The following is an 11,764-nucleotide window of genomic DNA, read 5'->3' as shown; positions in this document are numbered from 1 at the left end:
TGGATGACAAAAAGCCTCTCCCTTTCCCGCTTACCGTGCTGACATCCGATTACTTAGGGGTTACCAATGACGTTTGGAACAAATACGAAAAGGAATTTACTTCCTAGTCCGTGCAAGCGAAGCAATTAGTGCTTAAGGATACCGAGCATTATATTCATCAATATCGCCCTGATCTCGTTGCGGATGAAATATTGGCCTTGGCCAAGCGGTAGACTTTCTGAAAGTCTGTGAAGGACCACGCCTGTTGATTAAGACTTGCGCATAGCGTTTAGATTTGCTCAGCAAGCCCTACTTAAAGAATTCGGAACGTGTACTCATCCAAAGTAACCTGAAATAAACAAGCCGGAGCGCATGTTGCTTAGCGTCCGGCTTGTTTTTATTTGCTAAGTTTCATCCTAATCATGAGTAAGATGAAATTCACTCTTGCTATTATTCGTAATTAAAGATATATTATTAATTAAATGATCGTTTATTTAATTAATAAAGAAATTCAGTTCAAAGATAGGAGGAATACATTTGGCAAGACCAATCAATGTAGAAAAAAGACAGGAGCGGCGTAATCGTATCCTAAAGGAAGCTGTTGTCCTATTCGCAGAAAATGGATATTCCAATACCACAACGGCTCTCATTGCGCAGAGTGTGGGAGTGACTCCTGGAACCATTTTTCAATATTTCCCAAGCAAAGAAGCCTTATTCAACGCCGCTGTCCTTGAGCCACTTGCTGATATTCAGGTGAAATCGCTCGCTTGTCTAAAACAAGAGGGGACGCCGGGCGTATTAATTAAGAACTTGGTAGAAGAACAATTCAATCATATCTACTTCTATACAAGTGAATTGCGGCTTGTTCAATTTGTTTTAGGACAACGGATAAGATTTCCTGAACTTACACTGAAGATTCTTGAAAGTACTAAAGTAATAACAGATACTATCGAATGTGTCTATGCCAAGGGACAGTTAATGGGGGAATTCAACAAAAATTTTTCTCCAGCAATGATCTCTCGTGCCTATATCTCTTTCTTAAATGGGATAGCATTAACTCTTGGAGAAAGTATTCATCACCCCGAGTGGGAAAATTTGAAGGGGCATGCCTTATATTTGTTCGCACCCATACAACCTATAGAAAAACTGGAGGAGTCTAAATGAGTCAAACATCATTACAACCCAATCTGACAGTAAACGTTCGTTCGAAAAAACGGAGGAAAATTTTATTAAGCCTAGGGATCGTGCTTTTGCTTGTGATGGTTCTTGTATTTTTTATATCCTATAAAGTGATGGACACCTTGTTGCACCATCCTAGAGACACTAATGTCAGCTACGAATTGAATACCGATAAAACTCCCTACGAAGAGGTTGAGTTTAAGAGCTTGAAAAATGATAATACGATTAGAGGTTCCTTCTTTCCTGCAAATGGTCTTTCCAATAAGGCAAGTGATCAGACGATTATTGTCGTCCACGGATATACAAGCAATCGTTTAGTCAAAGGGCGGACCAAAAAGTTAGTAGAGCATTTCGTTCCGAAAGGCTACAATGTATTGGCATTTGACCTCAGCTCGCAAGGTAAATCCGATGGTAATTTGATTACACTTGGCCTCAATGAAAAATACGATTTACTTGGAGCTGTGAGCTATTTAAAATCCAGAGACCATGCTGGTGATAAAATTGGAGTAATTGGCTTTTCAATGGGTGCTGCTACTTCTTTGCTAGCCGCAAGTGAAAGTGATGACATCAAAGCTGTAATTGCAGATAGTCCTTTTCGTAATGCAGGTATGTTTCTGAGAGAGGGTTTGCCCTTCTTTTCAGGTTTACCTTCGTTTCCATTCAGTTATACATCGATATGGGTGGGAAAATGGGTCATGAAGGTCGATCTTGATTCCGTATCCCCTATGGATGCAGCAAAAAAGATGCAAAATAAGCCAGTTATGCTGATTCATGGTACTGGAGATCAGCAAATTAGTTATAAAAATACAGAAGTAATTTTTGAGTCATTAAAAGATAACCCAGATGCAGAAGTGTGGTACCCGCAAAATACGGAGCACATCGATGCTATCAATCATTACCCCACTGAATATTTCCAAAGAGTAGATCGCTTTTTGGATAAGTATATTGTTGGAGCCGCAAAATAATGAATGAGTTTTCAACATATAATGATTCGGTAGTATATTGGAAACAATATCAAAAGTTTTTTCCTACAGAAATGCAGGTAAATGATAGTAATTTACCAATAGAAGAATGGATGACTTGGAACAATGCTCATATTCATTTGGATCGTATGCCTGTTTTGCATTCAAGATTAAAAATTATTTTCATTCATGGTGCTGGGGGCAATGGTAGATTGTTAGCCCCCTATGCACGAATGCTGCAAAAATACGGTTATGAAGTAGTGGCGCCGGATCTGCCGCCTTATGGTTTAAGTTATGCGAATTCAGTAAAATCGTTGGAATATCAGCTTTGGATTGACATACTTACTGAATTGATCGACCGGGAATTGAAACGGGACGGCAAACCAATCATCTTGCTAGGCACCAGTATAGGAGGAATGTTAGCATATCATGCCGCTGCACAGAGTAAGCAAGTTAAAGGGTTAATTGCAACGACATTTGTTGATACGAGTAATGTGGAATTTCGTGATCAATTAGCTCCTAACAAACTCATTAGTCGGTTAGGGAAACTTTTATTGGACAAATTTCCTCGTTTATTAGATTCCTTGCATATCTCTGTTAATCATGTTTCTCGAATGCAATTGATTACGAATAACTCTGAAATGACCAAACTCATTATGAAAGACGCTCATGCGGCAGGTACGAAAATCCCTTTACGCTTATTAAGAACGTTCTTAAATATGAAACCGGTAATAAAACCTGAGAATTTTGATGTTTGTCCGGTATTACTCGTTCATCCTGAACTAGACCCTATGACTCCATATAGTTTCAGTAGACCGTTTTTTGACAACATAAAAAGCAAAAAAGAATGTGTAATTTTAAAGGGTGCTGGTCATTTTCCGATTGAACAGCCGGGGTTAGAGCAGATGAATGCTGCTGTACTTTCTTTTTTGAAAAAAGTAGAGAATGAATTATAAGCGGCATACATGCCAACTTGCTGTTATAACTAGTGAACGTTGGCAAATAAGGGAGTCCGTTTTATGAAAATAAAAAGCATCTTATTTCTAATTGGAATAAGTTTAATATGGGGTTCACAGTTTTTCTTTGTGGATATCGTTATCTCTGGCGTGCCCCCAGTTACACTTGCAGCTGTAAAAGCAATGGTTGGAGCTATTACATTAGCATTGATCTATATTTTCTTTACAAAGAAAGAGAAAATCCAACCCGTTTCCACTGCTCCAATAAAGAAGTTGAGAGCTCTTTATGTTTCCATTGCTTTTTTTGAAGCGATCATTCCTTTTTTCTTAATCGGGTGGGGACAGCAACGGGTATCCAGCAGCATTGCTTCCATTATTATGGGGACGATTCCAATTTTCACGCTGCTTATCATATTTATCTTTAGAATTAACCGATTGCGGATGATGCACTTTATAAGTATCGGAGTTGGCTTTGTCGGTATTCTCCTGATGATCTTACCCTCACTAACCATTGACTTCGCGATTCAAAGTTTATGGGGAATGTCAGCTTTTGTTTTAGCTTCAATAAGCTTTGCGTTATCATTGGTGTTAATTGAAAAGTTACCGCCAATGTCCTCTGTGTTGGCGATGAGAAATGTTCTAATTATAGCATCAATTGTTCTGATTCCAGTTAGCTTTCTGTTAGAAAGTCCGCTGAGCATTAAACTTACTTTCATTGAGATATTATCTCTTGTCATTCTAGGAATTTTCCATGCAGGAATTGTATACATGATGTTTAATCAGCTCATTAAAAAATCAGGAGCGGCTTTTGCATCACTAACCAATTATTTTGTTCCAGTGATTGGAGTTATTCTCGGTACAGTTTTATTAGGAGACCAGATCGATTCAAATACATGGTTTGCTTTAATGATCATATTGGTTTCCTTGCTATTAGGAAGTATGGCGTCTAAAAGTAAATAACTCTTATGCTCTTTCTCGATTTACTGGTTCATTCGCTTTCGTTTGTTTCATTAGATGATCTCGAAAAGATTAACAGTTGGTTGGAAAGTCATAAGCTTGAGCCAGTCCAATATTATCGTACACAAATTTGTCTGATCGTGAGACCTTACAAAAATTGGCTGAATTCGAGCTGAGGATCATTTTTGATCGTAACAAAGGCTATATATTGACTGGAAAAGAAATAGACAAGCGAAGAGCTTTCGCTCATTATATATTCCTACTTCTGACTCGAACTCCATGGTTACAACTAGCTTCTCAGGTGCAGCAATTGTTCAATGAAAGCATGGGCGGTGAGAAAGGCGCCATCCTTGGCATCGACAAGTTTGGGGCTTCAGCTCCAGGCGATAGATTGATTAAAGAGTACGGCTTCACCGTCGAGAACGTCGTTAACAAAGTTAAAGCACTGTAAAACTTTATTTGTTTCCAGTCCAGGAATTTCCATCTGTCCGTTTCAGGGGGACCGCTGGAAAAGCATTTGATACTAAAAAAATACAGGCCCCAAACAGGGGGAAATGTCCTCGAAATAATAAATAGCTAATTTTTATCGTTTTGGGGGTGGAGATATTTCTTAGCTTGATGGGCATGTTGGCCCTACCCCTAATAGTCCCATTCCCCACTGTGCTTGTGGGGCTTTTTTGTCTCGTGCTCGGTTTGGGTATGCGGATATGAATTTGCAGGATAAAAAATACATTTGTCGAATTATTGAACATAGAACAAGAACCATAAACGAGAAGGTCAAGTCGAAAGTTTAGTTGATTCATATATAAGTCAATTATTCCTCATAAAGTAGGAGATGGGCACACATTTATGAAACCAATAGCAAGGTTATTCATTCTATTAGGGTTTGCTCTCGTTATGTTCACAGGACTGCCTCTTGCATCCTATGGAGCAACAGGCACAGTCACTTTTACAGATGGCTCGGGTTTTAGCGGGAGCACAATTACTGCCGGACAGGGAGGGTCTACTGCTATTCCAGGGATTACACTACAAATTATAAGTGGTGACGGATACTCGTGGACGTATGAAACTCCTTATACGGGAGGTGCAATTGCGGCTGCTTATTGTTGTAACGGCGGCGCTCCATCCACTTTAATTACCATTAAAAGCGCTTCTACATCGGTTAACTTTAATTTGAAATCCTTTTTTGTAGCTGATTATGGTGGGAGTCCAATAACTGTAACCGGCTATGACAATGGTCAATCAACAGGTTCAGTAACTTTCAACACTAATACGAATCCTTATGAATTTACATTCAACCAAAGCAATGGGTTAACAGCTTCTATTTTTCAAAACGTTGATGAAGTACGCATCACTCCGCAGAGTGGTAACCAAATGTGGATTGCGCTCAACAATATCCAAATTGGAGACCCCGTTGTGAACGCGGCGTCCCCGAGCATCGGCACGCAGCCTTCAGGAGCGACGGTCAACCAGGGAGCGTCAAGCCCTTCGCTGAGCGTAGCGGCGACGGTGAGCGATAGCGGCACGCTCAGCTACCAATGGTACAGCAACGCTACCAACAGCAACAGCGGCGGCAGCGCCATTAGCGGTGCGACGAGCGCTTCGTATGCCGCGCCGACGGGAAGCGTAGGCACGACGTACTACTATGCGGTCGTGACGAACACAAATAACGCCGTGAGCGGCGCGCATACGGCAACGGTGACAACCAGCGCGGCGGCGGTCACAGTGAACGCGCTGGTAAACGCGGCAACCCCGAGCATCGGAACGCAGCCTTTAGGGGCGACGGTCAACCAGGGAGCGTCAAGCCCTTCGCTGAGCGTAGCGGCGACGGTGAGCGATAGCGGCACGCTCAGCTACCAATGGTACAGCAACGCTACCAACAGCAACAGCGGCGGCAGCGCCATTAGCGGTGCGACGAGCGCTTCGTATGCCGCGCCGACGGGAAGCGTAGGCACGACGTACTACTACGCCGTCGTGACGAACACGAACAACGCCGTGAACGGCGCGCATACGGCAACGGTGACAACCAGCGCAGCAGCGGTAACGGTGAACGCGCTGGTAAACGCGGCGACCCCGAGCATCGGAACGCAACCTTCGGGAGCGACGGTCAACCAGGGAGCGTCAAGCCCTTCGCTGAGCGTGGCGGCGACGGTGAGCGACAGCGGCACGCTCAGCTACCAGTGGTACAGCAACGCTACCAACAGCAACAGCGGCGGCAGCTCCATTAGCGGTGCAACAAGCGCTTCGTATGCCGCGCCGACGGGAAGCGTAGGCACGACGTATTATTATGCCGTCGTGACGAACACGAACAACGCCGTGAGCGGCGCGCATACGGCAACAGTGACAACCAGCACAGCGATGGTAACAGTGAACGCGCTGGTAAACGCGGCGACCCCGAGCATCGGAACGCAGCCTTCAGGAGCGACGGTCAACCAGGGAGCGTCAAGCCCTTCGCTGAGCGTGGCGGCGACGGTGAGCGACAGCGGCACGCTCAGCTACCAGTGGTACAGCAACACCACGAACAGCAACAGCGGCGGCAGCTCCATTAGCGGTGCAACAAGCGCTTCGTATGCCGCGCCGACGGGAAGCGTAGGCACGACGTACTACTACGCCGTCGTGACGAACACGAATAACGCCGTGAGCGGCGCGCATACGGCAACGGTGACAACCAGCGCAGCGGCGGTAACAGTGAACGCGCTGGTAAACGCGGCGACCCCGAGCATCGGAACGCAGCCTTCGGGAGCGACGGTCAACCAGGGAGCGTCAAGCCCGTCGTTGACCGTGGCGGCGACGGTGAGTGATAGCGGCACGCTCAGCTACCAATGGTACAGCAACGCCACGAACAGCAACAGCGGCGGCAGCTCCATAAGCGGTGCGACGAGCGCTTCGTATGCCGCGCCGACGGGAAGCGTAGGCACGACGTACTACTATGCCGTCGTGACGAACACGAACAACGCCGTGAGCGGCGCGCATACGGCAACGGTGACAACCAGCGCAGCGGCGGTAACAGTGAACGCGCTGGTAAACGCGGCGACCCCGAGCATCGGAACGCAGCCTTCAGGAGCGACGGTCAACCAGGGAGCGTCCAGCCCCTCACTGAGCGTGGCGGCGACGGTGAGTGATAGCGGCACGCTCAGCTACCAATGGTACAGCAACGCTACCAACAGCAACAGCGGCGGCAGCGCCATAAGCGGTGCGACGAGCGCTTCGTATGCCGCGCCGACGGGAAGCGTAGGCACGACGTACTATTACGCCGTCGTGACGAACACGAACAACGCCGTGAGCGGCGCACCCACGGCAACAGCCACGAGCAGCGCGGCGGCGGTCACGGTGAACGCGCTGGTAAACGCGGCGACCCCGAGCATCGGAACGCAGCCTTCGGGAGCGACGGTCAATCAGGGCGCGTCAAGCCCTTCGCTGAGCGTGGCGGCGACGGTGAGCGACAGCGGCACGCTCAGCTACCAATGGTACAGTAACGCGACGAACAGCAACAGCGGCGGCAGCTCCATAAGCGGTGCGACGAGCGCTTCGTATGCCGCGCCGACGGGAAGCGTAGGCACGACGTATTACTACGCCGTCGTGACGAACACGAATAACGCCGTGAGCGGCGCGCCCACGGCTACGACGACAACCAGCGCAGCGGCGGTAACAGTGAACGCGGTAGTGAACGCTCCTTTAACTCCGCAAAACCTTACAGCCGTCGGAGGAGACAGTCAAGTTGCACTAACCTGGCAAACAGTAACCGGAGCAACTTATTACAGCATTTATTTAACAACCGTTTCAGGTCAATTTAACAACGCTGCAGTTACAACCGTGACATACACAACGTACAACGTTCAGAATCTGATCAATGGAACGACCTATTATTTTGTCGTAAAAGCTGGGAACCCGGGAGGATTGAGCGCAGAATCAAATTCAGCGAATGCGACACCGGCAACGGTTCCAGCCCCTCCTACGAATGTAGAGGCAGTTGCTGGCAATGGACAGGCCACCATTACCTTTACTGTCCCAGCGATCAACAGCGGAAGCGTCATTACGGGGTATGAAGTGACAGCCTCGCCAGGGAACATTGTCTTAAATGGAACAAGCAGTCCGATTACGGTAACAGGTTTAACAAACGGCACGAGCTATACTTTTACAGTGAAAGCAATAAATAGTGTGGGCAAAAGCGCCTCTTCCACCACTTCCAATTCGGTCGTGCCTAGACCGCCCAATAACGCCGACACCAGCAGCAACGACAGCAGCAATGGCAGCGGCTCTGGACCTGTAACAACAACATCTCCAATCCAAACAGGTGTTGAAATCTTCGTGAATGGCAAGGTCGAAAATATCGGAACGGCAACGACAACGAACGTAAATAATCGAACGGTCACGGTCGTTGCTGTTGATAAGAAAAAGCTGGAAGAAAAACTTGCGATAGAAGGTCAAGGCGCAGTAGTAACGATTCCGATGAACATCAAGTCTGATGTGAGTATCATGGAACTAAACGGTCAAATGATGAGAACTATGGAAAACAAACAAGCGGTTTTGGAAATCAAGACAGATCGCGCGACGTATAAGCTGCCTACGCAGCTAATCAACCTGAATTCCGCATTCGCTCAGATGGATACGTCAATGGACCTCCAAAACATTCAAGTTCATTTCGAAATTGCCAAACCAACAGCAGATGTTGTGAAATTGATAGAAGATTCTGCTGCAAAAGGGCAATTTGCCATAGTTGTTCCATCGCTTTCATTCACAGCCACCTTTACTTTTGGAAATAAACAGATTGAATTGTCCCGATTCAAAGCTTACGTGGAAAGACAGATGGTCATACCAGCCGATGTTGATCCGAACAAGATTACAACGGGTGTTGTCATCGATCCGGACGGAACGGTTCGACATGTGCCTACAAAGGTCATTAGATCTGAAGGACAGCATTACGCCATAATCAACAGTTTGACCAACGGTACCTACTCTGTGATATGGCATCCGCTTGAATTTGGCGATGTAGCAACCCATTGGGCCAAAAATGACATCAACGATTTGGCTTCACGAATGGTAATTGAGGGAACAGGTAACGGTATATTTAACCCGGACAAAGACATCACTCGTGCTGAATTTGCAGCAATTATCGTTCGCGCGCTAGGCATTAAGCTGGAGAGCGGAGCAACAGCATTCTCGGATGTCACAGCATCGGATTGGTTCAGCGGCGCGATTAACACAGCTCATGCCTATCGATTGATCAGCGGTTTCGAGGACGGTTCATTCCGCCCGATGGACAAAATCACTCGCGAGCAAGCGATGGTCATTATCACCAAAGCAATGGCAATCACCAATCTGAAAGCCAAGCTTTCTCTGCCATCGACAAACCAAACCGCTCATCAATACGCAGACTTTGCCGATATCTCAAGTTGGGCGCAAAGCAGTTTTGCCGAAACGATAGAGGCAGGCATTGTAACGGGAAGAAACGAAACAGAACTCGCACCAAAGGCGTATATGACCAGAGCCGAAGTTGCAGCGATCATCCATCGATTGCTTAAAAATTCAGAACTGATCTAACCCACCAATGACAATGCGCTAGTTAAAAAAGTGAATATTTGAATGAACAAAGGAGTTAAGTAGTCTGTATGTGCTTAACTCCTTTGTTTTTGGTGTCCCAAATGGATCAATTTTCGACGGCCGATCACCTCGCATCTTGGGCTGGTATTGTACGGGCAATCACGAAAGCGCGGGCAAAAAAAAAGCACAAATCGGGCGGGTTTTCCGCTACCCGTTCCAAAAGTAAATGCAGTGCCTCACTGGCAGCTCTGCTGAGTTAAAAATGGCTTAAGAAAGGTGATCGAGAGAGAATTGTTGCAGAGGCATCCCAGCAAGGATGATTAGCCGGAGTTTTGAAGTGCTGGTGTTATAGAGGAATGAGATTGGACTAGATTATGTACGGTTGGGTAATATCCTTGAGCGTTCAGCTAACGAATACCATAGTTGAATGAGTAGCCTCGTAATTGGCATCCTATTTGAGAGAAGCGGCTAATAGGCACAAGGACTTAAAGCGGAGAGTCATTATCTCTGCTTTTTTGCTTTTTTTCGACAGTTATTCACGGTTTTGTGAGAATTTTGTGAGAGTCGTTTGATAGAATGTACTTCGGATAAGATGTGTATGATGTCGAATTAGGGAACACATTTATCGAAATATCGCAGTTTTAAGATGAGGGAAATGAGCAGCCGAGGGGGACACTCGCCAGCCATTGCAACAGCGAACTGTGAATCTACCAAGCCACGGCTTGGGATTCATCCTTATTGGCATAATGGGCTATTCAAAAATTCGAAGCTGTACATTAATCTCAGGGGGGGACATAAAACTTTATGCTTAAAATGAAATCAGTCTCTATATGTTTACTTTCAATTTTCCTCGTCTTGTCTACCTTTGCTTGGAGTTCGTCCAAGAGTATCGCGTATGCAAGTTCATCTTGGAAATTAGTAGGGAATGCCGGCTTTTCAAAAGAAATTATTCCCAATGCTTCGATTGCGATTGCTCCTGATGGAACGCCGTACGTAGCGTATCCGGAGAACTATACAGAAAAAGTTATTGTTATGAAGTTTAACAAGACGTTATCAAGCTGGGAGTTGGCAGGGAATGCAAGTTTGACTGGCTCGACTATGTACGTTTCGCTTGCGATTGCACCGGATGGAACGCCGTATGTTGCCTATCAAGATCTCCGAAACGACGGAAAAGCAATGGTGATGAAGCTTAATGGGGCGCAATGGGAGCCAGTAGGAGCTGCAGGAGGCATCTCTACAGGCGTGGCTAGTGACGTTTCGCTTGCGATTGCTCCTGATGGAACGCCATACGTAGCGTATCAGGATGGAAACGGTCATAACGCAGTAATGGTTAAGAAGTTCGATGGTTTAAGTTGGCAGGCATTTGAAAAAACAGGATTCAACGAAAGTCTGAATTATGCGATATCGCTGGCGATTGCTCCTGATGGAACACCTTACGTAGCCTATCAGGATATAGAAAAAGATTTTGAAGAATCAGTCATGAAGTTCAATGGGATAAGCTGGGAGTACGTGGGACGTGCAGGTTTTACAGGTACGTCTGCTGAATCGTTTAAGATTGCACGGGATGGAACACCGTACATCGCTTTTCGGGATAATGGCAAAGCAACTGTTATGAAGTTTACATCTGATTGGGAAGTCGTAGGGAATGCCGATTTTTCAGCAAGTCAAATAGATTACCTTTCGCTTGCACTTGCAAAGGATGGAACACCCTACGTAGCGTACATTGATGTGGAGAAAGATCTAAAAGCAACGGTAATGAAGTATAATGGGGCAAGTTGGGAGACGATAGGAACCGAAGGCTTCTCGGAAGCTACAGCTCTTGCTCTTTCGCTTGCGATTGACGCGAACGGAATACCGTATGTAGTGTATTCGGATGAAGCGAAAGGATATAAAGCCACGGTTATGGCGTTTCTTCCTGCGGTTACGAATGTGACGCTGGATAAGGAAACAATGACTCTAACAGCCGGAGGAGCAACAGGAAGTCTCACGGCAACGGTGTATCCAAGTAACGCGACCAATAAGAAAGTTACATGGAGCAGCAGTAATGAAAGCGTGGCAACCGTTGATGCAACGGGCGTGGTGACACCAAAGACAGCGGGAACGTCGACGATAACCGTTACAACGGAAGACGGCGGCAAGACGGCAACGAGTGAGGTGACAGTACAAGCAGAAGTCATAGCCGTAACAAGC

Annotated in this window: 7 protein-coding genes; all 7 read left to right on the top strand. The window is 46.2% G+C overall.

The window, feature by feature from the left end:
• The first annotated feature begins 516 nt into the window (after positions 1–516).
• On the top strand, positions 517–1,143 hold the full coding sequence (locus AC0LWT_RS38790) for a TetR/AcrR family transcriptional regulator (RefSeq protein WP_474687305.1): 627 nt from the start codon (positions 517–519) through the stop codon (positions 1,141–1,143).
• A complete protein-coding gene (locus AC0LWT_RS38785; protein ID WP_474687303.1) occupies positions 1,140–2,123 on the top strand; it encodes an alpha/beta hydrolase in 984 nt (327 codons plus the stop codon). The genes AC0LWT_RS38790 and AC0LWT_RS38785 overlap by 4 nt, the downstream gene beginning before the upstream one ends.
• Positions 2,123–3,076 (top strand): alpha/beta hydrolase, encoded by a 954-nt coding sequence (locus AC0LWT_RS38780; protein ID WP_474687302.1) that lies wholly within the window; start codon positions 2,123–2,125, stop codon positions 3,074–3,076. The genes AC0LWT_RS38785 and AC0LWT_RS38780 overlap by 1 nt, the downstream gene beginning before the upstream one ends.
• Positions 3,077–3,139: 63 nt before the next feature.
• Positions 3,140–4,036, top strand: coding sequence for a DMT family transporter (locus tag AC0LWT_RS38775; protein ID WP_474687300.1), 897 nt, complete (start codon positions 3,140–3,142; stop codon positions 4,034–4,036).
• A gap of 127 nt (positions 4,037–4,163) precedes the next feature.
• A complete protein-coding gene (locus tag AC0LWT_RS38770; protein ID WP_474687299.1) occupies positions 4,164–4,484 on the top strand; it encodes a transketolase-like TK C-terminal-containing protein in 321 nt (106 codons plus the stop codon).
• A gap of 965 nt (positions 4,485–5,449) precedes the next feature.
• Positions 5,450–9,574 carry an S-layer homology domain-containing protein gene (locus AC0LWT_RS38765; protein ID WP_474687297.1) on the top strand — a complete coding sequence of 1,375 codons (4,125 nt, stop codon included), beginning with the start codon at positions 5,450–5,452 and terminating at the stop codon, positions 9,572–9,574.
• Between the two features lie 804 nt (positions 9,575–10,378).
• Positions 10,379–11,764: Ig-like domain-containing protein (locus AC0LWT_RS38760; RefSeq protein WP_474687295.1), on the top strand; the 1,386-nt coding region annotated here is incomplete at its 3' end.

This window comes from Paenibacillus sp. sgz302164, assembly GCF_056120505.1.
Note: the sequence above shows the minus strand (reverse complement) of the source record. Positions and strands in the feature narration are given on the sequence as shown.